This is a genomic window from Streptomyces sp. NPDC094147 (genome assembly GCF_044764265.1).
Taxonomy (GTDB): domain Bacteria; phylum Actinomycetota; class Actinomycetes; order Streptomycetales; family Streptomycetaceae; genus Streptomyces.
On sequence record NZ_JBIWHT010000008.1, the window covers coordinates 213,416 to 238,482 of the forward strand.

The 25,067-nt window shown below is 70.6% G+C and carries 23 protein-coding genes, 1 tRNA gene and 3 pseudogenes; 13 read left to right on the forward strand and 14 right to left on the reverse strand.

What is annotated here, in order from left to right; genetic code table 11:
- Position 1 precedes the first annotated feature (1 nt).
- Positions 2–1,045, forward strand: coding sequence for a bile acid:sodium symporter family protein (locus ACIQ8J_RS15695; RefSeq protein WP_403272179.1), 1,044 nt, complete (start codon positions 2–4; stop codon positions 1,043–1,045).
- Positions 1,046–1,170: 125 nt separating this feature from the next.
- Here ACIQ8J_RS15695 and ACIQ8J_RS15700 read toward each other — a convergent pair whose 3' ends face one another.
- Positions 1,171–1,806, reverse strand: coding sequence for a PadR family transcriptional regulator (locus ACIQ8J_RS15700; RefSeq protein WP_403272178.1), 636 nt, complete (start codon positions 1,804–1,806; stop codon positions 1,171–1,173).
- 131 nt (positions 1,807–1,937) lie between these two features.
- On the opposite strand from ACIQ8J_RS15700, the gene ACIQ8J_RS15705 reads away from it, so the two are divergent.
- Both ACIQ8J_RS15705 and ACIQ8J_RS15710 read left to right on the forward strand, forming a co-directional pair.
- On the forward strand, positions 1,938–2,426 hold the full coding sequence (locus ACIQ8J_RS15705; protein ID WP_403272177.1) for a hypothetical protein: 489 nt from the start codon (positions 1,938–1,940) through the stop codon (positions 2,424–2,426).
- Positions 2,423–3,637, forward strand: a complete 1,215-nt coding sequence (locus tag ACIQ8J_RS15710) for an FAD-dependent oxidoreductase (RefSeq protein WP_403272176.1) — start codon at positions 2,423–2,425, stop codon at positions 3,635–3,637. Before ACIQ8J_RS15705 ends, ACIQ8J_RS15710 begins: the two co-directional genes overlap by 4 nt.
- 63 nt (positions 3,638–3,700) lie before the next feature.
- Here the strand turns inward: ACIQ8J_RS15710 and ACIQ8J_RS15715 are convergent, their stop codons facing one another.
- Positions 3,701–4,633, reverse strand: coding sequence for a zinc-binding alcohol dehydrogenase family protein (locus tag ACIQ8J_RS15715; protein ID WP_403272175.1), 933 nt, complete (start codon positions 4,631–4,633; stop codon positions 3,701–3,703).
- 105 nt (positions 4,634–4,738) lie between these two features.
- Between ACIQ8J_RS15715 and ACIQ8J_RS15720 the strand changes: the two genes are divergently transcribed.
- From ACIQ8J_RS15720 to ACIQ8J_RS15730, 3 genes are all read left to right on the forward strand, one after another.
- Complete coding sequence (locus ACIQ8J_RS15720; RefSeq protein WP_403272174.1) at positions 4,739–5,224, forward strand: MarR family winged helix-turn-helix transcriptional regulator; 486 nt, start codon at positions 4,739–4,741, stop codon at positions 5,222–5,224.
- Between the two features lie 93 nt (positions 5,225–5,317).
- Positions 5,318–5,851: an isochorismatase family protein gene (locus tag ACIQ8J_RS15725; RefSeq protein ID WP_403272173.1), complete on the forward strand. Its 534-nt coding sequence runs from the start codon at positions 5,318–5,320 to the stop codon at positions 5,849–5,851.
- 4 nt (positions 5,852–5,855) lie between these two features.
- A complete protein-coding gene (locus tag ACIQ8J_RS15730; protein ID WP_403272172.1) occupies positions 5,856–6,260 on the forward strand; it encodes a (2Fe-2S) ferredoxin domain-containing protein in 405 nt (134 codons plus the stop codon).
- 106 nt (positions 6,261–6,366) lie between these two features.
- Here the strand turns inward: ACIQ8J_RS15730 and ACIQ8J_RS15735 are convergent, their stop codons facing one another.
- Both ACIQ8J_RS15735 and ACIQ8J_RS15740 read right to left on the reverse strand, forming a co-directional pair.
- The gene (locus ACIQ8J_RS15735; protein WP_403272171.1) at positions 6,367–6,714 is read right to left on the reverse strand and encodes a hypothetical protein; all 348 of its coding nucleotides are present in this window, start codon (positions 6,712–6,714) and stop codon (positions 6,367–6,369) included.
- A 209-nt stretch (positions 6,715–6,923) separates the two neighbouring features.
- Entirely contained in the window at positions 6,924–8,111 is a 1,188-nt protein-coding gene (locus tag ACIQ8J_RS15740) for a cytochrome P450 (protein WP_403272170.1), read from the reverse strand.
- A gap of 182 nt (positions 8,112–8,293) precedes the next feature.
- Between ACIQ8J_RS15740 and ACIQ8J_RS15745 the strand changes: the two are divergent.
- Positions 8,294–8,407 (forward strand): annotated as a pseudogene (locus ACIQ8J_RS15745) (helix-turn-helix domain-containing protein); the annotation flags it as partial.
- A 174-nt stretch (positions 8,408–8,581) separates the two neighbouring features.
- Here the strand turns inward: ACIQ8J_RS15745 and ACIQ8J_RS15750 are convergent.
- The 4 genes and pseudogenes from ACIQ8J_RS15750 to ACIQ8J_RS15765 form a co-directional block, all read right to left on the reverse strand.
- Entirely contained in the window at positions 8,582–10,003 is a 1,422-nt protein-coding gene (locus ACIQ8J_RS15750) for a CoA transferase (RefSeq protein ID WP_403272169.1), read from the reverse strand.
- Positions 10,004–10,091: 88 nt separating this feature from the next.
- On the reverse strand, positions 10,092–11,282 hold the full coding sequence (locus ACIQ8J_RS15755; protein ID WP_403272168.1) for a PP2C family protein-serine/threonine phosphatase: 1,191 nt from the start codon (positions 11,280–11,282) through the stop codon (positions 10,092–10,094).
- A 377-nt stretch (positions 11,283–11,659) separates the two neighbouring features.
- Positions 11,660–12,499, reverse strand: coding sequence for a formate dehydrogenase accessory sulfurtransferase FdhD (gene fdhD, locus ACIQ8J_RS15760; protein ID WP_403272167.1), 840 nt, complete (start codon positions 12,497–12,499; stop codon positions 11,660–11,662).
- A 4-nt stretch (positions 12,500–12,503) separates the two neighbouring features.
- Positions 12,504–12,654 (reverse strand): annotated as a pseudogene (locus ACIQ8J_RS15765) (hypothetical protein); the annotation flags it as partial.
- 285 nt (positions 12,655–12,939) lie between these two features.
- Between ACIQ8J_RS15765 and ACIQ8J_RS15770 the strand changes: the two are divergent.
- The gene (locus ACIQ8J_RS15770) at positions 12,940–13,878 is read left to right on the forward strand and encodes a beta-ketoacyl-ACP synthase III (RefSeq protein ID WP_403272355.1); all 939 of its coding nucleotides are present in this window, start codon (positions 12,940–12,942) and stop codon (positions 13,876–13,878) included.
- A 141-nt stretch (positions 13,879–14,019) separates the two neighbouring features.
- Here ACIQ8J_RS15770 and ACIQ8J_RS15775 read toward each other — a convergent pair whose 3' ends face one another.
- Positions 14,020–15,087 (reverse strand): pentapeptide repeat-containing protein, encoded by a 1,068-nt coding sequence (locus ACIQ8J_RS15775; RefSeq protein ID WP_403607837.1) that lies wholly within the window; start codon positions 15,085–15,087, stop codon positions 14,020–14,022.
- A gap of 424 nt (positions 15,088–15,511) precedes the next feature.
- Between ACIQ8J_RS15775 and ACIQ8J_RS15780 the strand changes: the two genes are divergently transcribed.
- Positions 15,512–16,210, forward strand: coding sequence for a GntR family transcriptional regulator (locus ACIQ8J_RS15780; RefSeq protein ID WP_403272354.1), 699 nt, complete (start codon positions 15,512–15,514; stop codon positions 16,208–16,210).
- A 58-nt stretch (positions 16,211–16,268) separates the two neighbouring features.
- Here ACIQ8J_RS15780 and ACIQ8J_RS15785 read toward each other — a convergent pair whose 3' ends face one another.
- Positions 16,269–17,111 carry an NAD(P)H-binding protein gene (locus ACIQ8J_RS15785; protein ID WP_403272165.1) on the reverse strand — a complete coding sequence of 281 codons (843 nt, stop codon included), beginning with the start codon at positions 17,109–17,111 and terminating at the stop codon, positions 16,269–16,271.
- Positions 17,108–18,304, reverse strand: coding sequence for a low temperature requirement protein A (locus ACIQ8J_RS15790; protein ID WP_403272164.1), 1,197 nt, complete (start codon positions 18,302–18,304; stop codon positions 17,108–17,110). Before ACIQ8J_RS15790 ends, ACIQ8J_RS15785 begins: the two co-directional genes overlap by 4 nt.
- Before the next feature lie 445 nt (positions 18,305–18,749).
- On the opposite strand from ACIQ8J_RS15790, the gene ACIQ8J_RS15795 reads away from it, so the two are divergent.
- Positions 18,750–20,300 carry an aldehyde dehydrogenase family protein gene (locus ACIQ8J_RS15795; RefSeq protein ID WP_403272163.1) on the forward strand — a complete coding sequence of 517 codons (1,551 nt, stop codon included), beginning with the start codon at positions 18,750–18,752 and terminating at the stop codon, positions 20,298–20,300.
- A 129-nt stretch (positions 20,301–20,429) separates the two neighbouring features.
- Here ACIQ8J_RS15795 and ACIQ8J_RS15800 read toward each other — a convergent pair whose 3' ends face one another.
- Positions 20,430–21,740, reverse strand: coding sequence for a DUF2254 domain-containing protein (locus tag ACIQ8J_RS15800; protein ID WP_403272162.1), 1,311 nt, complete (start codon positions 21,738–21,740; stop codon positions 20,430–20,432).
- Between the two features lie 163 nt (positions 21,741–21,903).
- Here ACIQ8J_RS15800 and ACIQ8J_RS15805 point away from each other — a divergent pair, with 163 nt between their 5' ends.
- Together ACIQ8J_RS15805 and ACIQ8J_RS15810 are read left to right on the forward strand one after the other, a co-directional pair.
- Complete coding sequence (locus tag ACIQ8J_RS15805) at positions 21,904–22,383, forward strand: hypothetical protein (protein ID WP_403272161.1); 480 nt, start codon at positions 21,904–21,906, stop codon at positions 22,381–22,383.
- A 99-nt stretch (positions 22,384–22,482) separates the two neighbouring features.
- Positions 22,483–22,567, forward strand: a tRNA-Leu gene (locus ACIQ8J_RS15810).
- Here the strand turns inward: ACIQ8J_RS15810 and ACIQ8J_RS15815 are convergent.
- Positions 22,532–23,005, reverse strand: a complete 474-nt coding sequence (locus tag ACIQ8J_RS15815; protein WP_403272160.1) for a hypothetical protein — start codon at positions 23,003–23,005, stop codon at positions 22,532–22,534. The genes ACIQ8J_RS15810 and ACIQ8J_RS15815 overlap by 36 nt on opposite strands.
- 160 nt (positions 23,006–23,165) lie before the next feature.
- Between ACIQ8J_RS15815 and ACIQ8J_RS15820 the strand changes: the two are divergent.
- Positions 23,166–23,841, forward strand: a pseudogene (locus tag ACIQ8J_RS15820) (integrase core domain-containing protein); the annotation flags it as partial.
- Between the two features lie 242 nt (positions 23,842–24,083).
- Here ACIQ8J_RS15820 and ACIQ8J_RS15825 read toward each other — a convergent pair.
- Positions 24,084–25,043: a 2-hydroxy-3-oxopropionate reductase gene (locus ACIQ8J_RS15825; protein ID WP_403272159.1), complete on the reverse strand. Its 960-nt coding sequence runs from the start codon at positions 25,041–25,043 to the stop codon at positions 24,084–24,086.
- Positions 25,044–25,067 lie beyond the last annotated feature (24 nt).

Here is a 25,067-nt window from a genome sequence, read left to right on the forward strand (position 1 = left end):
CATGAGCCGCCGCACCCCGAAGCTGCCGTCCTGGCTGCCGGTCGACCCGTACATCCTGGCGCTGATCGGCACCGTGGCGCTCGCCGCGCTGCTCCCGGCGTCCGGTCCGGCCGCGAAGGTGGCGGGCGGTGCCTCGACCGGGGCCGTCGCGCTGCTCTTCTTCCTGTACGGGGCCCGGCTCTCGACCAGCGAGGCGATGGACGGGCTGCGCCACTGGCGGCTCCATGTCACCGTCCTGGCCTGCACGTTCGTGGCCTTCCCGGTGCTCGGTCTGGCGGCGAAGGGCCTGGTCCCCATCGTGCTGACGCCCGACCTCTACAACGGTCTGCTCTTCCTCTGCCTGGTGCCGTCCACGATCCAGTCGTCGATCGCCTTCACCTCGATCGCCCGCGGGAATGTGCCCGCCGCGATCTGCGCGGGCTCCTTCTCCAGCATCGCGGGGATCGTGTTCACGCCGCTGCTCGCGGCGGGGCTGCTCGGCAACAGCGGGGGCGGCTTCTCCGTCGACTCGCTCCTGAAGATCGTGCTCCAGCTGCTTGTGCCGTTCCTGGCCGGGCAGTTCCTGCGGCGCTGGGTGGGCGGCTTCCTCACCCGGAACAAGAAGGTCCTGGGCTACGTTGACCGGGGGTCGATCCTGCTCGTCGTCTACAGCGCGTTCAGCGAGGGCATGGTCCGCGGCATCTGGCACCAGGTGAGCGCGGCCAGGCTCGGTGCCCTGCTCGCCGTCGAGGCCGTACTGCTGGCCGCGATGCTCGCGGTGACCTGGTACGGGGCGAAGCGGCTCGGCTTCGGCCGGGGTGACCGGATCGCGATCCAGTTCGCCGGGTCGAAGAAGAGCCTGGCCTCCGGACTCCCCATGGCGAGCGTGCTGTTCGGCGCGCAGGCCTCACTCGCGGTGCTGCCGCTGATGCTCTTCCACCAGATGCAGCTGATGGTCTGCGCGGTGATCGCAAAGCGCCGGGCCCGCGACCCGCTGCCCGCGTCCGAGCCCGGCCCGGATCGCGAGGACGCCGAGCACGACGGGGCCGTACGGGCCGGTCGGTAGGCGCTCGGCGGTCTCCGGACCGGGCCGACCACTGATCCAGGGCCGCCGGCTCCTCCGGCTGCTCACTCGCCGACGCCCGGACCTGCCGAAGACTCGCCTTCGCGCCCGGCACCCGTCCCAACCCGTCAGGCGTCGTCCTTCCGGGCCGCCGTCCCGCCCTCCTGCTGCGCCGCGAACGCCATCAGGTCCTCCGCGGACCAGCGCAGCCGCCCCTCGCGCAGGTCGTCGGTGACCGCGCGCAGCCACTTCGCTTCGGCGGCCGTGACCGCCCGCTGGTACTCGCTCTCCAGCGAGGCGATCCGGGGCAGGCCGGATCCGGACTCCGCGGCGAGCCCCGCGTCGAGGCTCTTCAGCGTCGCGCCGACCGAGGTCAGCCGCCGCTCCAGCGCGTCGAGGAGTTCGCCCGGGGCCAGCATCAATGCGTGTGACAGCGCCGCCGGGAACTGCGGGAACTCCGCCTTCGGCACCGCCAGCATCTCGTCGAGCCAGCTCCGGGTGACCTCGCGCCCCGCATCGGTCACCTCGTACACGGTCCGCTCGGGGTACTGCTGGTCGCGCTCCGTCTCGCGGACGGCGATCAGGCCCGCGTCCAGCAGGCGCTCGATCGTCCGGTAGAGGCTCGCGCGCTGGCCGACGTTCACCACCTGCCCCTTCCCCCAGTCCTTGATCAGCCGCTGGATCCCGTACGGGTGCAGCGGCTTGTAGTGGAGCAGGGCCAGGACGGTCAGGGCGAGCGGGGAGCTGCGGGGGAGGGACGTCATGATCCGGATAATACTCCCGATAGAACTAGTTGACGTGAGACTAGTTGCAGTGCAACTATCAAAGCGTCGGAACGGGGGCCCGCCCCTCGGAACGAGGACCCACGCGAATCCACCGGAAGAAGGCCACGGTCATGACCACCACCTCCATCACCGAGGAACGCACCGAAGAACGCACCAAGGACCCCGCACCCACCCGGCGCATCCACGCCGACCACAGGGCCGTGAAGCACATGGGTGACTGGACCACCGCCGGCCGCTTCGAGATCCGCGCCCGGTCCGGCCTCGCCGTCCTGGACCTCCGCTCCGAAGGGCTCCCCGAGGAGATCGAGATCCGCCTCGACCTGCGCCGCGCGACGGTCAGGCTGCTCGTGGACGACGACGCCGTCATCGAGCACTGGGACCTGAACTGGAGCGGCCGGGGCAAGGTCAAGGACGCCCAGGGCCCAGCCCGTTCGCAGGGCGCGACCGCCAACCGCCGCATCACGCTGGTCGGTTGTGTCGACACCGGCGAGATCAGGGTCAACCGCGGCGGCATCGCGATCCTGGCCGCGATGACCGACCGCGCCCACCTCCAGGAGATGCGCCGCACCCACGACGCCATGAAGGGGCGGCGCTCATGACCACCGCCACCCGCATCCGCAGCGCCCTCGTCATCGGCGGGGGCATCGCGGGGCCGGTCGCCGCGATGGCCCTGCGCCGGGCCGGCATCGAGGCCGATGTGTACGAGGCGTACGACAGCAGGTCGGACGGCGTCGGCGCGGGCATGAGCATCGCCCCCAACGGCATCGCCGCACTCGACGCGATCGGCGCCGGTGATGTGGTCCGGTCCGTCGGCGCCCCCGTGCACGCGATCGTCGTCCACAGCTGGAACGGCAGGCGGCTCGCCGAGTTCGGCACCCCCGCCGGTGCGCGGCCCAGCCAGTTCGTGTGGCGCGCCGAGCTCTACGCCTCGCTGTACGACGAGGCCGCCCGGCGCGGCGTGCGCGTCCACCACGGCAAGCGGCTCGTCGGCGCCGAGGAGTCCGGCGACTCGGTCACCGCGCACTTCGCCGACGGCTCCACCGCCACCGCCGACATCCTCGTCGGCGCCGACGGCATCCGCTCCACCGTCCGCACTCTGATCGACCCGGCCGCCCCCGGGCCCACCTATGCGGGCCTGATCGGCATCGGAGCCGGTGTGAAGGACACCGGACTGCCGTCCAGCGGCGGCAAGATGCACATGACGTACGGCCGCCGGGTGTTCTTCGGCTACCAGGTCTTCGACGACTCCTCGGGCGGCTGGTTCGTCAATCTCCCCAGCCAGGAGCCGGTCTCCGCGGCCCGCGCGGCGGAGCTCGGCGCCGAGAAGTGGCTCAGTGAACTCAGCGCCCTCGTGGCCGGTGACCGCACGCCGGCCAAGGAGTTGCTGGCCCGCACCGACCCCGCGGACCTCGCGCTCACCGGCCCCGTCGAGGCGATGCTCAAGGTGCCGCACTGGAGCCGGGGCCGGATGGTGCTGATCGGGGACGCGGCGCACGCCGCCTCGCCCAGCTCCGGCCAGGGCGCCTCGCTCGCGGCCGAGAGTGCGGTCCAACTCGCCCGTTGCCTGAGGGACTTGCCGCACCGGGAGGCCTTCACGGCGTACGAGGAGCTGCGTCGCCCGCGCGTCGAGCGGATCATCGCCGAGACGGCCCGCATCAACAACGACAAGGCGGCCGGACCGGTCGGCCGGGTGCTGCGGGACCTGCTGATGCCGCCGATGATGAAGCTGCTCAAGCCCGAGAAGCGGATGGATTGGCAGTACTCCTACCGGATCGACTGGGACGAGCCGGTTGTCGGGGCCGGTGTCTGAACCCCGCCCGGGGCCGTGCGGCCCGGCGCAGGCGCGCAGGACCGGTGTCCGCACACCCCCCGGTCAGCGACGCCCGGTGACCAGCACCACCTTGCCGAGGTTGCGGCGGGACTCGATCAGCTCGTGAGCCCTGGCCGCTTCGTCCAGCGGCAGCTCCGCGGCGACGGAGGTCCGCAGCTTTCCGGCGGCGTGCAGCTGCCACAGCTCCTCGCGCCAACGGGCGTACAGCGCGGGCTTGTTGCGGGCGATCAGGCCCATCTGGAAGCCGATGACGGACTTGCCGCCCACGAGCAGGTCGTACGCCTCGATGGTGCCGCCGCCCGAACTGAACGCGACGAGGCGTCCGCCGGGTGCGAGCGCCCGCACGGCCGGGGTGAGGAGCTCGCCGCCGACCGCGTCGATGATCACGTCGACCGGCTCGCCCCACGACTCGTCCCCGTACCGGACGACCTCGTCGGCCCCCAGCTCCCGGACGAAGTCGGCCTTGTCGGCGGAGCTGACGGCGGCGACGACCCTCCGCGCGCCGCCCGCTTTCGCGAACTGGAGCGCCAGTGTGCCGATCGCGCTCGCGGCGGCCGTGACCAGGACGGATTCGCCTGGCTCGGGCCGGCCGGCCGCGTAGGCGCCGCGCGCCACCAAGCCGCTGCGGACCAGTGCGATGGCGTCCACGGCGGTGGCATGGGAGGGGATGTGCGAGGCCATCGCCGAGTGGACGACGGCCAGTTCGGCGTAGCCGTGGGTGAAGCAGAGCCCGGTCACCCGGTCGCCGGCCGCGAATCCGGTGACGCCCTCGCCGAGCGCGGCCACCGTGCCGGCGACCTCGCCGCCGAGCGGTATCGGCTCGCTGCCCTCGCGGACCTTGCGGACGGCCGGCAGGGTCACCCCGATCGCCTCGGTGCGGATGAGCAGCTCACCCGGACCGGGCTCGGGCGCGGCGACGTCCTCGGTGAACAGGACTTCGGGGCCGCCGTTGACCTCATAGCGGACGCGACGCATGGCACCCTCCGATTCAGGAAGTCGTTGGGAGTTCCAACGACTGGGAAGGCTTACGGTAGAGAAGAATCGTTGGGAAGTCCAATGGTTTCGGGTTAGGCTGCGGGCATGACTGAGCACGCTCCCCACAAGGCCGCGACTCGCGAAGGAACCGAGGGGGGCGCTCAGCTCCCCGCTCTCCAGCGCATCCAGGCGCTGCCGAGCTGGCTGATCGGCCGGGTCGCCGCGCGCGGCCGGGGTCTGGTCGCCGAGGCGCTGGCGGGCGAGGGCGTCAAGATGCTGCACCACGCGGTGCTCGCGGCGGTCTGCGAACTCGGGCCGGTCGCCCAGGCCGATCTGGGCCGCAGGCTCTCCATCGACCCGAAGGACCTGGTCGGCATCCTCAACGACCTCCAGGCCGACGGCCTCACCGTCCGCGAACCGGACCCCAGGGACCGCCGCAAGAACGCGGTGACCGTGACCCCCCAAGGCCAGGACCTCCTGGAACGCTGCGCGACGGTGGCCGAAGCGGCGAACGCACAGCTCCTCGCCCCTCTCGCCCCTGCCGAGGCACGGCAGTTGATCGCGCTCCTCACACGCCTGCACGAGGCGTAGCGGACCCGCGCCGGGCCCGCCCCGGCGCCGCGCATGGCCCGAACCGGTCCCCGGCGTACGGTCTGGATCATGGGGGCCGGTACGGTGCCAGGCATGACCGCACTCGAAGGCGTGCCCGCCACCCTCGACCCCGCGCGCAGCGCGCTCGTCCTCGTCGATCTGATGGACCGGATCGCGGCGCTGCCGCTCGCACCCCGCTCGGGCGAGCAAGTCGTCGCCACATCAAGGGAGTTGGCGGCAGCATTCCGTGCGGCGGGCGCGACGGTGGTGCTGGTACGGGTCGAACGCCCCGGCGTGGACACCCAGCCGCCCGGCAGCGCTCTTGTCGAGGGGCTCGCGGCCGACGGCGATCTGATCGTGGTGAAGCGCGCCATCGGCGGCTTCCACCGGACCGGCCTGCACGAACTCCTCACCGGACGCGGCATCGACACCCTCGTGTTCGGTGGCATCGCCACCAACCTCGGCGTCGAGTCGACGGCCCGCGCCGCCGCCGACCACGGCTACGAGCTGCTGTTCGCCGAGGACGCGATGGCCGCGCTCACCGAGGACGAACACCGGGCGGCGGTCGGTCTGAACTTCCCGCGCCTCGGCACGGTCGTCACCGCATCTGCCATCGGGTTCGGCTGAGCACATGCCCAAGTTCACGATATCCGCGGCCGGTTCACGTCCCTGCACCCTCGTCGTCTGCCGCGGCTGCTGCTGCGGGGACGCCCTCAAGAACCCCGGCACCGACCACGCCGGCCAGCTGGCCCGGCTGCGGGAGGCGGCCGCCGCGTCGGACGGCCGGATCGCCGTGCGCACCACCGACTGCCTCGGGCCCTGCGGCCAGGCCAATGTGATGGTGGTCCAGCCCTCGGGCCGGGCCCGCGCCCGGGGTGCCCGTGCGGCCTGGATCGGCTGGGTCCTGGACGACGACGCCACGGATGACATCGTGGCGTGGGCCGAACAGGGCGGTCCCGGCCTCGCCGACCCCCCGGCCACGCTCGCCCTCCAGATGATCCCCCCACCGTCCGAGGCGCGCAGGCGGGCCCGCTGAGCGCCCCGCGGGGAGTGCGTTCGTCGGCTGCGGGCCGGCCGTGGTCGGTCGCGCAGTTCCTAGCGCACCGGACCGTTTGAAAGACGGCCCGTTGTCCCCGTGTTGGCTACGGTACGAGGACCACGGAGTTGATCGGCGTCATGTCGTACGGAGCGAACTCGCCCGTGGCACGGTCCACATCGGAGCAGTTGACGCCGTCGTACCCGAAGCAGAGCTGGAAGCCCGCGCCGCCGGTCTGGCTGTTGACCAGCACGCGCTCGCCGGTGACGTTCGACAGGTTGTGGGAGCCGTAGCTGTAGAAGATGTTCTGGTTCAGGATGCTGCCGTCCGTCTCACGGATGCAGAACGCTCCGGATGGGCAGGGCGTCGCCGCAGCGGCGTTGGGCGCTGCGGCGAGTCCGAGCGTCACCACGGCGAGGGCCAGCCCTGCGGCGGTCGTCGCGATCTTGCGCATACTTCTCCCCCTTGCGCTGAGGCCCCGGTACGGAGCACCTTGCACTCGAAGGTAGTCCGACGGGGACAGGAGAGCAGCAGGAGATCAGGCCGGCCGAGTAGGGCGAGATCCTCGCGGCGGATGCCGTGGAAATCGGGCCATCGCCTACCGGGCGGGACCGCAGCGGTGGCGGGCGGCCGTACGCGAACTCACCCGTCACCGGTGGCAAGTTACACGTCCCAGGTGACCGGCAGGCTCTTCACCCCGTAGATGTCCGCGGTCTCCGGACGCAGGCCAACTTCTTCGGCCGGTACGGCAAGACGCAGCGTGGGGAAGCGGTTGAACAGCGCGGGGAACGCGACCCGCATCTCGATGCGGGCCAACTGCTGACCCAGGCACTGGTGGACGCCGTGGCCGAAGGCCAGGTGCCCGCCCTGCTGCCGCCGGATGTCGAGCACGTGGGGATCGGCGAAGCGCTCGGGGTCGCGGTTGGCGGTGTTGTACGACAGGACCACCGTGGTACCGGCCGCTATGGTCTGGCCGCCCAACTCGACGTCCACCAGCGCCGTCCTCATGAACGACTTGGCGACGGTCAGATACCGCATCAACTCCTCCACCGCCGGGTCGGCGAGCGCGGGATCGGCGCGCAGCGCGGCCAGTTGCGCCGGGTTCTGCAGCAGCGCGAAGGTGCCCAGCGCCAGCATGTTCGCGGTGGTGTCGAGCCCGGCCGCCAGCAGAATCAGGCTGATCCCCTTCAGTTCCTCATCGGTGAGATCGCTGTCGGTGAGTTCGCTGAGCACGTCGTCGGTGGGGTTCGCGCGCTTGGCGGCCACCAGCTGCGCGAGGTAGTCCTGGGTCGCGGTGTAGGCCGCCAACAGCTCCTCGTCGCTCGTCTCCCCGCTGTGGAACGAGTCGATCTGCTCCTGGAAGGAGGCCCGGTCCTGGTACGGGACCCCCAGCAGCTCGCAGATGATGATGGCGGGGATGGGCTTGGCGAACGCGGTCACCAGGTCCGCCGACGGCCCGGCCTTCTCCATGGCTTCCAGGCACTCGGCGGTGATCTGCTCGACGCGCTCGGTGAGCAGTCGCATCCGCCGCACGGTGAACTTGCCCATCAGCGGCTTCCGGTAGCGCCGGTGCTCCGGGTCGTCCATGAGGAGGAACTCGCCGGGCGGTGCCGGAGGAATCTCGAAGTCGACCACGTTCAGGAGCTCTTTGCGCGAGCTGAACCGCGAGTCGGCCAGGACCGACCTGACCAGGTCGTAACCGGTGATCAGCCAGCCGGGTTTTCCACCGGGGTGGGTGTAGCGGCTGATGGGGCCGTGCCGGTGGGCGTCGATGAACTCTGCCGGCGGGTCGAAGGGGCAGCCGGGCTGACGCGCCGTCGGCGGCGTGACGGTGTGGACGGATTCACCCATGACCATTCCTCATCTCGCGATAGTGCGCGTTTTGCACAACTCGAAAGCTACGTTGCATTCATGGATGTCGTCAATCGGTCGAAGGGGTTTTCCAAGGTGTATGGCGGCAAATTGATGCAATGGGTTGAGATCGAATGCAACGCTGCGTTGCAATGACTGACGACGAAGGCAATAGTGGCGGCATGCCGGGAGGACGATTGAGCCGGCCGGGCCGCCAGCGCATCGCGGCCGGACTCGGCGACGGGTACTCCTGCGCCGAGATCGCCAGGCGCCTCGACCGGCCGACCTCGACGATCAGCCGGGAGGCCGCACGCACGGCGGCCCCGCGACTACCGGCCCCGGCAGTCGCGCGGCGTGGCACACCGGCACCACCACGCGCGGACGGACCGCCGGGTGCGATGGGAGGGGCGATCATCGAGCCGGCGGTCAGGGCGGGAATGCCGCCGTTCAGGGCCGCTGCCGCCGCGAGCCTACGGTGCTGTTGGCTGGTGTCGGGCGCTGGCCCACTGAGGTGTGTCGGTTCCCCAAAGACCCGGTGGGCGCGACCAGTTCACCGGGCCTCCCGCGTAGGAGATGGGTGGCAGGGCGTGCCGCAGGCGGCCCACCGCGCTGTCGGTCTCCGTGAGCCACTTCTCCTGGCCGTAGGTTCCTTCGGTCGGGGCGGGCTGCTGCTCGGCCGCAGGGATGCCGTTGGTGAGCCAGGCCGCGGTCTGGGCCAGCGCCAGTCGGATCAGCCGTGCGCCGCCCGTCCGGTGCTGCTCGGTGAGGGCGCGCAGCACCGCGGCGGCCAGCAGATATCCGGTGCCGTGGTCGAGGGCCTGAGCGGGCAGTGCGCCCGGTTCGTCGGGGGAGCCTTCGAGTGCGGCGATTCCGGTGGCCACCTGCACCAGGCTGTCGAAGCCGCGCCGCTCGTGCCACGGCCCGTACCGGCCCCATGCGGACAGCTGGGCGATCACGAGGTCCGGCCGGCGCCCGGCGAGTGCCTCCGGCGTCAGCCCGTGCCGCTCCAGGGCCCCCGGGCGGTATCCGGTGACGACCACATCGGCTCCGTCGAGCAGCTCGTCGAAGACCCGGCGGTCCGCCGCACGGCCCAGGTCGAGCACCGTCGAACGCTTCCCCAAGCCCGTGTCGTTGTGGGCCTCCTGACTCTCCGTCAGCTGAGGTGCGTCGATCCGCAGGACATCGGCGCCGAGCAGAGCGAGTGTGCGGGTGGCGACGGGACCCGCGAGAACCCGAGTGAGGTCCAGGACCCGCAACCCCGCGGCAGGCGGCGGGATTTCACCACGGGACGCGGGGAGGCCGCGCGGCGCCCGGCCAGCGAGCCGCTCCGTCGTCAACAAGGGCTGGGCGGCGGCCAGTTCCCCCTGCTCGTGTGCCGCCCACTGTGCCGGGGTGCGCAACACGACGGCCAGACCGCCCGCCGCGTACACGGTCGCCTCGACGTCCGCTGCCGTGCGGCCGGCGATCGCGTCCGCCACGGAGGGCACCTCCGCGTCGGCGGGCAGGCCGAGTGCGGAGAGCAAACGGGCGCGGTGGTGGGGGTAGTTGGCGTGCGTACGGACCCAGCCGTCAGCGGCGCGCCAGAAGCGGGAGAGCGGCGCGAAGGTGGTCGGCGCCATCCCGTCGACGCGCACCAGCCGGTCGCTGAGGAACGCCGTCGTCACCGCGCCGTCGTCAACCCGCACGGCGGGCACCGGGCGGCCGGTGCGTACGCCGGTGAGCTCGGCCGCAGCCAAAGCGCAGACCGCCACGGTGGAGCGGGCCAGCTCCATGACGGGCAGCCGCGAGGGCAGCGCCCCGACGCCCTCGAAGGTGACATGGCGCAGGAGTTCAGGGTCGCCGTCAAGTGCCGCCCAGGCCTGTGCCGTACCCAACTGGTGTGAGTGATCCATGCCCGCACTATGGCACTGAGTGACACCATCGTAGGAGGGGAGCCGGCGGATGCCCTGCCGTGCGGAGGCTTCGGCGTCTTTGCGGTTGTCAGCTCGGGACACCGGTCGGCGGCCGGCCGGTGGGTCCGGGCGCTCGGCCCGGCTGCTCGGCCTCGAAGGAGCCGTTGCGGCGCACGACGAGGATGGCGGCGTCGTCGCTCTGCCGGTCGCCGGTGTGCCGCACGAGGTCGAGCCCCAACTGCTCCACGAGTTCGGGCGAGGGCAGCTCGGCCCATGTGCTGAGGCGGTCGACCAGTGGGTAGAAGACCCCCTCGGCATCGCGGGCCTCGGTCACCCCGTCGGTGCACAGAACCATCCGGTCCCCGGCCGCGAAGGGGCAGTGCTGCGCCGTGCGCGCCTGCCCCGCCAAATCGCCGAGTCCAAGGGGAAGTCCGGGGTCGTCGAGCCATATCTCCGCTGCTCTGCCACCGCTGAGTCTGAACGGGGTGGTGTGTCCGCACCCGACGATCTCCGCCCGGCCGTCCGGCTCCAGTTGCAGCACCAACGCGGTGACGAACCGCTCGCCGTCCCCCGTGTCCCGCGCGTAGTGGTTGTGCCGCAGCAGCGCCTCTTCCATCTGGGTGCACACGCCGAGCACCGAGGGCTGGTGGTAGGCGCCTTCGCGGAAGGAGGTCAGCACGGCGGCCCCGGCATGGATCGCGGGGAGCCCTTTGCCTCGTACGTCCCCGATGAGCACCCGGGTTCCGTACGGCGTGGGCAGGACCTCGTAGATGTCACCGCCGATCAGCGCGTCCCGGGCGGAGGACACGTACAGTCCGTCGACCACCGCGTCGTCGGTGTGGAGCGGCAGTTCGCGCAGCAAGGTCCGCTGGGCGGCCTCGGCCGTGAACCGGACCCGGGCCAGCAGATCTTCCCGTTCCCATCGCGACTGGCAGAGCAGTACACAGGCGATGCCGGCCACGACCGACCCGCCGATCGAGGCGATCATGGTGGGGGCTCCTGAAGGGCCCAGCTCATCGGTGTAAACGACAACCACCGCGGCGGTGTAGAACATCCCCACCAGCACGACCTGCCCGGTGGTGCAGAGCATCGCCGCTATGAGCGCCGCCAGTCCGGACACCTGAATGGTCTGGGACCCGTCGCCGGTCGCAAGGTCGACGATGGCCACCAGGACGACCAGCGCGCACAGAATCGCCGTGGTCGGCTGCCTTCTGCTGTTGGACAGCCGCTCGTCCCAGCTCGGCCGGTCGCTGCGACCGCCATGGATTCGGGATGCCATGGGGACTCCTTGCTGGTGCATGTGGCCACGCGCCCATGGCCCGCGGCCCGGCTCCTGGCGTTGGTAGCGGTGAAGGGTGCGGTGTTCGGAGGGAGTTGATGCTCTGTGGGCGTAGCAGCCCCGCCGCAAGGTTGCAGGGCTGCGGAAGCCGCATCGCCGGGCGGTGCGGTTCCCACGATTTCCACGGTACGCCGATTGACTCGGCAGCCCGCCTCTACTCGAACGTGTATTCGTATGTGCTGGATGTGGGGTGCTGCGGGGAAGTGCGGGCCCGTCCTTCGGGAGGGGTTTCGCGCGGGTGCGAGGGCGGGGCGGTGTCACGGAGGGCCGGTCGGCGCAGGGGTGCCCCCGCCGACCGGGTCGGTTCCGGGCCGGGGTCAGACGCCCGAGTGCAGGGCGATGCGCTCGTCACCCGCGTACACGTTCATGGAGTTGCCGCGCAGGAAGCCGACCAGCGTGAGACCCGATTCGACGGCCAGGTCGACGGCGAGCGAGGACGGCGCGGAGACCGCCGCGAGGACCGGGATGCCCGCCATGACCGCCTTCTGCGCGAGCTCGAAGGAGGCCCGCCCCGACACCAGCAGGATGCAGCGCGAAAGCGGCAGCCGGTCGTCCTGGAGAGCCAGTCCGACCAGCTTGTCCACCGCGTTGTGGCGGCCCACGTCCTCGCGTATGTCCAGGAGTTCGCCCCCGGGCGAGAACAGCGCCGCCGCGTGCAGACCCCCGGTCCGGTCGAAGACCCGCTGCGCCGAGCGCAGCCGGTCGGGGAGGGCCGCGAGCAGTTCGGGCTCCATCAGGAGCGGGGGAGTGTCGGCGATCGGGAAGCGGGCCTGCGTCCGGACGGCGTCCAGGCTGGCCTTGCCGCACAGGCCGCACGAGGACGTCGTGTACACGTTCCTTTCGAGGGTGATGTCGGGCACCGCGACGCCCGGCGCCAGCCGCACGTCGACCACGTTGTACGTGTTGGAGCCGTCGGCCGTCGCGCCCGCGCAGTACACGATCGACTGGAGATCGGACGCGGCGCCGAGCACCCCCTCGCTGACCAGGAACCCGGCCGCGAGCGCGAAGTCGTCGCCCGGTGTGCGCATCGTGATCGCGAGCGGTTTGCCGTTGAGCCGGATCTCCAGGGGCTCCTCGGCGACCAGCGTGTCCGGGCGGGCCGACACCACCCCGTCCCGGATGCGGATGACGCGGCGGCGCTCGGTGACCCGTCCCATGCTCTCAGTCCCTCAGTCGCTGTGCTCGGTCTCGGTTCTGTACGTGCTGGAAGCCGAAGCGTTTCCTTGATGCACAGGTTGCCGTGGGTCACCGGGTTGTCATGCGGTGAGGTGACCTTGACGGTCTCATTGTCCTGCACATGGAGGGTGAGGTTGAGCGGGGCGTCGTGCTCGGCCGAGTGGTCGGCGGTCGGGCAACCGAGGAGGGCAGGCCATCGTCGACAAAATATTGTCTACAGTATGCCTTTCTCGGCGGTCGAGGTGCCGAACGGGCTCCGCAAGCACTCCGCAGGGGCGAAACGCTGACACAAGGCTCCAAAGGTGCGGCAGTGAATCCTGTTGGATCTCGCGCCCTTGTACCCATCAGTAGCCACGAAGACTGGATGGCTCCGGATGTCAGCAGTGAAATGCTCGTACCGAGGGGATCCGTCATGACCGGCATGCGAGGCTCGCGCGTAGTCGCAGTCGGGCACTACCAGCCCGCCAGGGTGCTCACCAACGGCGACCTCGCCGAGCTGGTCGACACCAGCGACGAGTGGATCAGCAGCCGCGTCGGCATCCGCACCCGCCATGTCGCGGGCCCCGACGAGCACGTGGACGAACTGGCCGCGCACGCGGGAGCGAAGGCTCTCGCCGGTGCCGGGCTGACCCCCGCCGACATCGATCTGGTCGTGGTCGCCACCTCCACCGCGACCCACCGCTCACCGAACACCGCGGCCAGGGTCGCCGCCCGCCTCGGCATGGGCTCGCCCGCGGTCCTCGACCTCAACGTCGTCTGCGCCGGGTTCACCCACGCCCTGGCCACCGCCGACAGCCTGGTACGCACCGGCACGGCCAGCCGCGCCCTGGTCATCGGCGCGGACAAGATGACCGAGGTGACCGACTGGACCGACCGCACCACCTGCGTCCTGGTCGGCGACGGTGCCGGCGCCGCGGTGGTCGAGGCGAGCGAACAGGCGCTGATCGGCCCGGTGTTGTGGGGCTCGGTGCCCGAGATGGGCCATGCGGTACGCATCGAAGGCACCCCGCCGGTGTTCGCGCAGGAGGGCCAGTCCGTCTACCGCTGGGCCACCACCCAGCTGCCGCCCATCGCCCGCCAGGTGTGCGAGCGCGCCGGGCTCACCCCCGAGGACCTCGCCGCGGTCGTGCTGCACCAGGCGAATCTGCGGATCATCGAACCCGTCGCGCGCAAGATCGGGGCCGTCAACGCGGTGATCGCCCGCGATGTCGTCGAATCCGGGAACACCTCGGCGGCCAGCATCCCGCTGGCCCTGTCCAAGCTGGTCGAACGCGGCGAGATCACCACCGGCGACCCGGTCCTGCTCTTCGGCTTCGGCGGCAATCTCTCGTACGCGGGCCAAGTCATCCGCTGCCCTTGACCGACCCCGCCCGAACTGCCGGACAGGGACCGCAAGTTCATCACCACGACGAAGCCGGGCACCCGCCGCACTGGCACAGGCGGCGCTCTCGCCGGCCTCGTTCGACCTGGACGCCGCGCAGTACCCGGACCTGCTGCTTGGTCATGGCATGGAGCGCAGCCGGGGGACTTGCGCCGTTATCCCCGGCGGCTGGAGCAGAGGTGTGGGTTCGGGGCCGGGGTCCTCGGTGACGACGACGCCGGCGGCCTCGTGGTCGAAGCCGGCGGGCCAGCGGGTGTGCTCGCTGGCCAGGGCGTCGGCCAGGCGTGCCTGGAGAAGGTCGGCCGTGCTCAGGTCGGCGCCGCGCAGGTCGGCCAGTCGCAGGTCGGCCCGGCGGAAGACCGCACCTCGGGCGTCGGCCTTGCGCAGGTTCGCCTCGCGCAGGTCGGCCTCGCTGAAGTCGGCGTCCCGCAGGTCCGTCTCGGCCAGCCGCGCGCCGCGCAGGTCGGCCAGAGCGCAGCGGGTCCGGCGGAGAACGGCGGTCTTGAGGTCGGCGTGCCGCAGGTTGACGGAGACCAGGGACGCCTGGGTCAGGTTGGCGTGGTACAGGCCCGCCGCCTCCAGGCAGGAGCGGTCGAGGTTGACCTCGGGCAGCCAGAGCCCGTCGCAGTCGGCGCGGCGCAGGTCGGTGGCGCTGAGATTGACCCAGGACTGCTCCCGGCTTCGGCACAGCACGCCGAGGCCGGTCAGCGCCACCTGTGAGTCGGCGGCGCGGGCCTCCAGCGGTGCGATGTAGTTGATGGGCGCGTCCGCCGCCGGCGCCTCCGGCCCGGTGGGCGGCCAGGGCAGGTGCGTCCGCAGATACGCGGCCTGGATGGAGATGACGGCCTCGCGGTCACGGGCGGACTGCTCCGCGACCCGCCACAGCGCGTGGAGCCCACCGACGCGCACATCCAGCTTGTCGCTGCCGAGCTGATCGACCGCCCGGCTGAACCGGTCGGTGACGTAGCCCTCCTGGGTAGCGCGCAAGCCGTCCTGGCTGACCCGGAGTTGCCGCCACGTGGCGTACGCGCCGAAGAGCACGACCATGCCGCCGACCGCCTGCAGAAGAGTCGTCCGGACATCGTTCACGGCCTTCAGCCGATCCTGCGGCGCGACGGCGGCACCGGCGAGATCGTGGTCGACCACCACACCCGGCAGCACGACGAACACCGCTCCCAGAACGGCCAGTCCCACCGCCCCGGCCAGCAGCACCCCGACCGCACGACGACCCACCGGCCGCCCGCGCCACGACCGCCGACCGCGGTCCGGTTCCCCCGTCTCCATGGGTACGGGAGCCTAGACGCACCTCAGAAAACGATCAAGATGCGCCAAGTGGGGAGCGGTACGGGGGAGTTCTGTGCCCCACGAACGGCCAACCACACCGATCAGCACGCGATCGACTTCCATGGATCGGCAGCGTGGAACGATCGCCGCCATGTCAGGTCAAGTCTGGGCGTCACTCATATCGTTGGGCGGCGTTGCGCTCGGTGGCGTGCTGTCCTTCCTCGTCCACGGACGAGGGGCGCCCAGGGCATGGCGATCGGTAGACTGTAGACGACAACCAACCTCCATGACCGGCTCGACGCCCGTGGTGCAGCAGGAGGGGGAACCGATGGTGTCCGCAGGACTGCCGCAGGGAACCGTGCCCAAGCTGGAGCGGCCCGGACCGCTCCGCGAGCGCGTGTACGAGGCTCTCCTGGAGCTGATCACCACCCGGGCGCTGCGCCCCGGCCGCCATCTGGTGGAGAGCGAACTCGCCGGGCACCTCGGGGTGTCCCGGCAGCCGGTGCGCGAGGCGCTCCAGCGGCTCAACACCGAGGGCTGGGTCGATCTGCGGCCCGCGCAGGGCGCGTTCGTCCACGAGCCCACCGAGGCGGAGGCCGACCAACTCCTTTCGGTGCGTACGCTGTTGGAGGCCGAGGCGGCCCGGCTCGCGGCCGCCAACTCCGGCTCGGCCGGGATCGCCGCGTTGGAGCAGCTGTGCGCCAGGGGCGAGCAGGCGGTCGCCGATGACGACGTGGACCTGGCGGTGTCCACCAACGCCGCGTTCCACGCCAAGGTGATTGAACTCGCCGGGAACGTGGTGCTCGCGGAGCTCGCCGCTCAGGTCGACCGGCGGGTGCGCTGGTACTACACGCCCGTCGCCCGCCTACGCGGCAAGCAGTCCTGGATCGAGCACCGGGATCTCATCGCCGCGATCTCGGCGCGCGACGAGCAGCGGGCGACGGAGGTCATGCGCGCCCACACCGAGCACACGCGCACGACCCACCACGAGCGGTCCGAGTGGTCCGAACGGTCCGAGCGGGGCTGACTCCGCTCGGGGCCATCGTGATCGGCCCGAGGTGCCCGGGGCCGCCCCCCCCTGATTCCTACCGGAACGCGTCAGCGTGCGCCTCGGCCCACGCCCGGAACGTGCGCGGCTCCCGCCCGGTCACCTCCCGCACGGTGGTCACCACGCCCGACTCGTCGAGCGTGCCGTCCACGTAGAAGCTGAAGAACGCGTCGACGTACGGCACGGGCATCCGCGCCGACATCTCCTTGTACGCCTCGTCGTCGGGAATGCCCTCGCAGGAGAGCTCGCGGCCCAGCACCTCTCCGAGGACGCGCACTCGGTCGGCGGGGAGGAGGGAATCGGGGCCGGAGAGCGGGTAGATCTGGCCCTCGTGGTCGTCGCCGGTCAGCGCCGCGGCCGCGCACGCCGCGATGTCGTACGGGTCGATCACCGCGGCCCGTACGTCCGCGAAGGGCGCCCGCACCACATCGCCCCGGCTCAACTGCTCAGCCCATTCAAGGGTGTTGGACATGAACATCCGCGGACGCAGGAACGTCCAGGGCAGTCCCGACTCCCGTACCGCGGTCTCGGATTCGATGATGTAGCGGGAGACCGCGTTGGTGAGGTCGCTGGCGCCCGCCGAGCCGCCGGAGAGCAGTACGACCCGTTCCGCCGCGCCCGCGCGGGCGGCGGCGAGTGTCGCGGCCATGTTGTCGTAGCCGGGCATCAGGAACACCGCGCGGGCCTCGGCGAGCGAGGCGGCGAAGGTCTCCGGCCGGTTGAGGTCACCGGCCACCGCCCGCGCGTTGGCGGGCAGGCCCGCCGGATTGCCGGACCGGCTCAGCGCATGCACCTCCTCGCCCGTGCCGTCGAGCAACTCGCCCAGAATCCGCACCAGTTCGGACCCGACATTCCCCGTCGCCCCGGTCACCAGGATCATGCGCTTCCCCTCTCGTCCCGTGTGCAAGGTGCCCATCGTGCTTCAGAGAGCAGCATCGCGACCAGTACGAGCACCAGGGCGAACAGCTCGGCGAGGGAGGAGACATGCGTGCCGAGCGGCACGGTGGCGAGCGCGGCCACCGCGCCGCCCACGCGGAACCGCAGCGGGTTGATGCGCAGCACCGCGCGGAAGGCGACGTTCCCCGCGAGGAAGAGCGCCACCCCGCCGGCCAGCGCGACGGCGGGCGCGGCCGGCAGGTGCTCGGGCAGCTGCCCGATGGACTTCTTCACCCCGGCCGCGAGCACCGCGACACCGAGCAGCATCGGCACGAAGCTGTAGTAGTAAGCGAGCATCGTCAGCCGGAACCGGGACAGCCCGGACGCCGCCCGCAGCGCCGCCTCGGCCGCCTCCTCGTCCCGGATGAAGTACGTCCACCACAGCGCCGTCGCCAGGGCGAGCGCGAGGACAACCCCGCCGAACAGCCCCCAGTCCAGCCTGAGTTCGCCGGATTCGGAGCCGGAGCCGACGCCGATCGCGATCACGGATTCGCCGAACGCGACGATCAGGAGGAGTCCGTGCCGCTCCACGAAGTGCGCCGGGTCGAGCGCGCCGACGCGGCCCGTGACCGGCACCCGCTCGCCGTCGATGTCGGAGGTGATGCGGCTGGAGAGGATGGGCGTGACGTTCTGCAGCAGCAGCGCGGCCAGCCACAGCCCTTCGGCGGCCCGGCCACTGACCGTGCCGGCCGCCGTCACACACAGCGCGGCGAGCACATTGGTCAGCGCGAAGCTGAGGACGTACCGCCCGTGCAGCAGCGCGTACAGCGCGCTGTGCACGATGGTGACCAGGAGGAAGCCGAGTCCGAACGCGACGCCGTTCGTGGTGAACACACCGGGGATGGCCAGGGCGCAGGTCAAGAAGCCGCACATGCCGAGGATCAGCGGGATGCGGCGGGCGTTGGTCTCCGGGGGCACCTGGTTGGTGAGGTAGGCGTAGGCCCCGTACATCCAGAACAGGACGGCGAAGATGAGCAGTACCCGCCCGGCCTGTGCGAAGGAGAGGTCGTGGGTGAGCAGCACGGTCAGCTGTGTGATCGTGAAGACGAAGACGAGGTCGAAGAAGAGCTCCAAGGTGGAGACCCGGCGCTCGGCGGCGCCCTCGGCCCCCGCCGTCATGCCGTCGACGGCAGACATACGTTCCCCCAGCAGGCATGTCGTTCGGATATGCGGCCGACACCCTAGCCCAGCGAGGGGGCGCCGCCCCGGACCGTCCCGGCTCGCGGGCGCCGCTGAGCACAGGTGGGCTCACACCACGTCTATGGTTCACACCACCTCTATATGGGCTTACACCATGGGCTCACACCACCTCCCGGCTGATCGGCCGGGGGCTCGGCGCGATGTCCCGGACCCGGACCCCGGGTCCGGGACATCGCCACCACCCGCCGGCCCGAGGCCGACCCGCCCACCCCGGCAAAGCCCGCCGCAGGCGTCCCGCACCCTGCCTCCACCCCCGCGATCACGTGACGTCACTCATACTTCACGCCGCGTGCGTGCCAACTCCCGCCGCACCTCACTACCGTCCGGTAACAGCGCCATCGCACACCCCGCCCGACCGTGCACCGAGAGCGGAGATCCAGACATGGCACTCACCCCCGCCCCCCTCACTCTCAAGCCCGGCACCGCCTGGTCCGATGCCTGGCAGCGCAGCCTCGCCGCCGCCCCCGAGGCCTTCAGGGACGACCGAGTCCTGAACCTCTGGGCCGACCAGTGGCACGCCGACGGCCGCGCTCTCCCCGCCACCAGCCCCCTCGACGCCGGCCCCATCGCGGGCCCGCCCCGACTGGACGGCCCCGCCGCCCAACAGGCCGTACGGGCCGCCCTCGACCAGCACCGCGCCTGGCGGCACGTCCCGATCGCCGAGCGCCGCGCCCGCGTTGACGCCGCGCTCGACGCACTGACCGAACACCGCGATCTGCTCGCCCTCCTCCTCGTATGGGAGATCGGCAAGCCCTGGCGACTGGCCCGCGCGGACGTCGACCGCGCCATCGACGGAGTCCGCTGGTACGCCGAGAACATCGACACGATGCTGGAGGGCCGGACGCCCCTCCCCGGCCCGGTGTCCAACATCGCGAGCTGGAACTACCCGATGTCGGTACTCGTTCACGCGATGCTGGTTCAGGCCCTCACGGGCAACGCCGTGATCGCCAAGACCCCCACCGACGGCGGCGTCGCCTGCCTCACCCTGGCCGCCGCGCTCGCCGTGCGCGAGGGCATCCCGATCACCCTGGTGAGCGGCAGCGGGGGCGAACTCTCCGAGGCCCTGGTCCGCTCCCCGGAGATCGGCTGCGTCTCCTTCGTCGGCGGCCGCGACACCGGAGCGCGCATCGCCACCGCGGTGGCCGACCTCGGCAAGCCGCACATCCTGGAACAGGAAGGCCTGAACACCTGGGGCATCTGGAATTTCAGCGACTGGGACGGACTCTCCTCCGTCATCCCCAAACTCTTCGACTACGGCAAGCAACGCTGCACCGCCTACCCGCGGTTCGTCGTCCAGCGCACCCTGTTCGACCAGTTCCTGGCCGCCTATCTGCCGGGTGTGCGCTCGGTACGGACCGGGCACCCCCTGGCCGTCGTACACCCCGAAGACGCCCTGCCGGAACTGGACTTCGGCCCGCTCATCAACGCGGCGAAGGCCAAGGAGCTCAGCGACCAGGTGACCGAGGCCATCGACCGGGGTGCCGTCCCCCTGCACCGCGCCTCCCTGGCCGACGGCCGCTTCCTGCCCGGCCAGGACACCAGCGCCTATCTGCCGTCGGTCACCCTGCTCAATCCGCCCCCGTCCTCACCGCTGTTCCACGCGGAACCGTTCGGTCCGGTCGACACGATCGTCCTGGTCGACACCGAGGCGGAACTGCTCGCCGCGATGAACGCCTCCAACGGAGCCCTGGTCGCCACCCTGTCGACCGACGACCCGGACACGTACGACCGACTGGCCCCGCAGATACGGGCGTTCAAGGTGGGCCGGGGCAAACCCCGCTCCCGGGGCGACCGAGAGGAACTGTTCGGCGGCTACGGCGCGTCGTGGCGCGGCGCCTTCGTCGGCGGCGAACTCCTGGTACGGGCCGTGACCGAGGGCCCGGCGGGGGAGCGGGCTCCGGGCAACTTCCCGGACTACCAGCTGATTCCGTAACGCCGGACCACCGACTACCGGCTGATTCCGTAATGGGGGAGTCCCGCCCGGCTCATTCCGCAAGGAGAGGGGGGACGGCAGGGCCGCCCCCTTGTCTGCAATGACCCCCGAGCCACCGACAGGGCAATGTCACCCGATGCCCTGCCGGTCCGGCTCCAGCGCGAAAGTACGCTCCGCCGCCTCCGGCACCGCGAGCGCGACGGCCTGCGCGAGCAACTCCCGGTGCCGGAGCAGCGGCTCGCGCCGGGCTTCGGGCGCAAGCTGCAGCAGATCGTTGAGCCCGGCCACGATCCGTCGAGTGACCTGGGGACTTCCCACCGCGTAGAGCCGAATCTCGGCGAAGCTGAGATCCACGAGATCGGCCCAGTCCGGTACGTCCTGGACGAGCCGCACCTCGTCCCTGCCGTCCCGGTGTGCCACCGCCCCGAGCGGCCGGTCCGCCAGAGCAGTCAGGAGCTGGACGATCCGGTCCAGGCACTGCACGGCGGTGGTCGGGTCGTTGACGGCGGGCGAGAGCGCCCGCAGCGCGATGTCGGAGAGCTGCCGCAGCCCGAACCCCAGATCCTGGTGGAACGTACGCTCCACACCCACCGACACGGTGTACCGCAGCGAGGCGCGGGACGGCGCCTTCGCTCCGCCGTGCACCGCGAGCAGCGGAGTGCCCGGCACCACGAAGTCCCCGATCCTGGGAATCAGCCGGAGCACCACGCCATGACGCCGGGCCGCCCGCACGAGCCGGGCGATGTTCACGTCCCGCAGCACCCCACCGTGCCCGCTGTACCCGATCCGCCCGGTCTCCGGGCCGAAGGACAGCCCGCCGACGTCCCCGCGCGGCATCTTGTCCACCACGCGCAAGGCCTCCCAGGTGATCCGGTCCACCACGTGCCCGACGCGCATGAGCCGCAGCGTGGAGCTCACGTACGCGATGAAGAGAAACAGGCTCAGCGTGACCATGAGGAGCGTGAGGCCGCTCTGCAGAAACGGAACGGTGGTCACGAGGCGGGGGTCGGTCTCGCTGTCGAACGAGGTGAGCACGAGCAGCGACAGGGTGAAGGCGGCCAGGAAGACGGCGAAGGTCAGCTTGGTGATGCGTGACCGCACGAAGATCCGTACGACGCGGGGCGTGAACTGCCCGCTGGCCATCTGGACCGCGACCAGCGAAATGCTGAACACGACACCGATGAAGGTCATCATCGCCGAGCTGACCGTGGTGATCACGGTCTTGGCCTCGTCGACGAGCCGGATCAGCTCGGTGACCTCGGCGTAGTTCTCGTCGTCCTGGAGCATCCGCATGATGGCGGCGTCGGCCTCGTACGCGCCGACCCACAGCCCGAAGGTCAGCACCATGGCCGCGGTGGGCGCGAACCAGAAGGTGTCGCGCAGATGCTCCCGCAGCGGCGACAACGCACGCGGCCGCCGGTATCCCTCGCCTCTGCTCACCCGGCGAAGGCTAGGCCCGGGGCCGGGCACCCCGAGACTCCGCGCCGCCGTGTGGTCCCACAGTCGTACACACATTGGTCCTCACGGAGTACGAAGTCGCGGCCCGGGACCCGAAGAATGGAAAGCGCCCCGCCGCACGATGACCTTGAACCCAGGAGGGCTCATGTCCGCCACCCGCACCAGGACCAAGTCCCGAACCCGGACGATCGTCATCGCCGTCGCCTCGGTCGCCGTGGCGCTGGGCTTCGCCGCCGTCGTCGCCGTACCGGCCGCGAAGGACTGGTACCAGAACCGCCACGACGAGGCGTCCTCCTACCGCTCCGGCAAGGAGGCGAAGGGCGACCGGGTCTCCGTACCGCGCTGGCTTCCCGACGAGGCGAGGCGCATCGAGTACGCGATGAGGACTACCGGCGGCGACCGCCTCCTGAAGGCCACCCTCCCGTCGGCCGACCTCCCCGCCACCTGCAAGCCCCACAAGCCGGCCACGCCCCCTCAGCCGCCGGCCATCACGTCGACCTGGTTCCCGAAGAACGCCGAGGCCCGCACCACCGCCCGATGCGACCTGTACTACGCGTACATGGACGGAAACACTCTGTACGCCTGGCAGGCGCACGACGACTGGATCGCCGCGAACAGGGTCTGACGCTCGCCTGACCACGCAATATGCAGGTGAACGGCACCTCAAACCCCTGGTAGAGTTCTCTATGTCGCCGCGGGGAACACCCCGCGAAGACAACACCTTGTCCGGGTGGCGGAATGGCAGACGCGCTAGCTTGAGGTGCTAGTGCCCTTTATCGGGCGTGGGGGTTCAAGTCCCCCCTCGGACACTGGCTATACGCACATAGAAGAGCGGGTTGTGACTCTACGGTCACGACTCGCTCTTTTGCATAGTAGGTGAGTTTCAGCCCGAGAGCTTCGTACAGGGCCCGTACGTCGTCCGGGGCGGCGGCTGCCAGGGCGCTCGGGATGTTGCCGAGCTGGGTGACGAGCTCGTGGATCTGGGTCTGGGTGAGCACGGCGCGCTGTGCCTTGTCCGTCTCGTTGAACTGTCGTTGTGCGGCTGCTTTCTCTGCCTGTGTCTGGTTGATCCATCCGGTGACGAGTTCGGGGTCGGTGCCGCGGTCGAGGGCTGCTCGGTAGTCGGCGATGCGCCGGTCGCAGTCTGCGTCCGTAGTCGTCGCTGTAGCGGCAGCGGTAGTGTTCGCGGCCGTTGTTGAAGCTTCCCTGCATCTTGCGTCGGCAGTCTGAGCAGTGGATCCGTCCACGCAGTACGTAGGTGTGGATGATCGTCCGTGGAGGGCGGGGATGATCCCGCCGTCGGCTTCGTGAACTTCGTTCGTGTGCCGCTCGAAAAGTCATCGCCGCAGGTCATGACGGTGTTCGTGGGGTGGTGGCAGGATTCGCGGGTGATCGTTTCGTTGTTGTGCCGCGCTGAAGAAGCTGGTGCTGCGCCTGGCAGGCGAGAATCCGCAGTGGGGGCACCACAGAATCCAAGGTGAGCCCGCGCGGCTGGGGCATCCGATCGCCCGTCCACGGTGTGGGAGATCCTGAACACCGCTGGCATCGATCCGGCTCCGCGCCGCTGCGGACCGAGTTGGCGCGACTTCCTCACCGCGCAGGCCGAAGGGATCATCGCGGCGGACTTCTTCCATGTCGATACGGTGCTGGGCACGCGCCTGTACACGATGGCTTCCTGGAGCACGGCACCCGCAAGCTGCACATCACCGGGGTCACCCGGCATCCGATCGGCCAGTGGGCGACCCAGCAGGCCCGCAACCTCGCCGTCTTCGAGGCTGCGGAGCTGGAGGTGCTGCTCAGTGCCCCGCGGGTGCCTCGGATGAACGCGCATTGCGAGCGGGTGATCGGCACGGTCCGCCGCGAAGTGCTGGATCACATCCTGGTCCTGAACGAGGCCCACGCGCGCCGGGTCCTGACCGAGTATCAAGCTCACTGCAACAGGCACCGGCCTCACCAGGCCCGGGAGCAGCGACCGCCCGAAGCCGTCAAGGAACCCACCACCATCGAGGGCCACCGCGGCCGCAGACCCCTGCGCACCCTCATCCTCGGCGGCACCATCAACGAATACCGCTATGCCGCTTGACCTGCAACGATGACTTTTCGAGCGGCACAAGGTCGTCGGCCCCACCGGCTGGGTTGTCGGCATCCAGGGCGCACTCGGCTTCGCCGGCGGGCAGTTCGGCGACGGACCCTGGGGCTTCCTGCACAAACTTATCAACGTCCCGGCGCCCGGCTACCTGGCGCTCGCCATACTCGGCGCGACGCTGGCGGTGTGGGCCGAGACCGGCCACAAGCAGGCCGCACGAAACGAAACCTGACGGTATGTCAGCCTTCCTTCCGTACGCCCGTTACGGGGGCGTACCCGGTGTGAGATACCAACTGGCCGTATCCGCTGAGGAGTTCCACGCCGCGGAGCAGGGCGGAGTGGTCGAGATGCGCGTCCCCGCGGGCCACCGAGGAGGCGAGGAGTTGTGCGGCGGTGCTGCTGAGCGGGAGGACGGCGCCGATGGTGCGGGCGGTGTCGGTGACGATGCCCATGTCCTTGTGGTGCAGGCCCATCGTGAAGCTGGGTGTGTAGTCGCGTTCCACGAAGTTGGCCTTCTTGCGGGTGAGGACGTGGGAACCGGCGAGCCCGCCGCTGAGGACGTCGAGGGCGCTTGCGAGGTCCACGCCCGACTTCTCGAGGAAGACCACGGCTTCGGCGCAGGCCTGCATGTTGATCGCGACGATCAGCTGGTTGGCGGCTTTCACGGTCTGGCCGATGCCGTGCCCACCGCAGTGCACGATCGTCCTTCCCATGGCTTCGAAGACGGGCCTGGCCGCCTCGAAGTCGGCCGCCTCGCCGCCGGCCATGATCGACAGGATGCCCTCGATCGCGCCCACTTCACCGCCCGCGACCGGGGCGTCGAGCACGTGGACGCCGTGCTCGCCGGCCCGCTCGGCCAGGGCTATGGAGGTCTGCGGGGCGACGGTGGACATGTCGATGAGCAGCGTTCCGGGCCTGGCGTGGGCCAGGATCCCTTCGGGGCCGTAGGCGACCTCCTCGACCTGGGGGGAGTCGGGCAGCATCGTGATGACCACGTCCGCGTCGCGGACCGCATCACCGATCGACGCGGCGGCGGTGCCGCCCGCCTCCAGCAGGGGCTGCTGCCGGCCGTCCGTCCGGTTCCAGCCGTGCACGGTGTACCCGTACTTGACGAGGTTGACCGCCATGGGGCTGCCCATGGTGCCCAGGCCGATGAAGCCGATCGTCTTCAACGCAAACTCCTTTGATGCGGTGTTCAAGGGGTGTTCAAGAGTGTTTCGAGG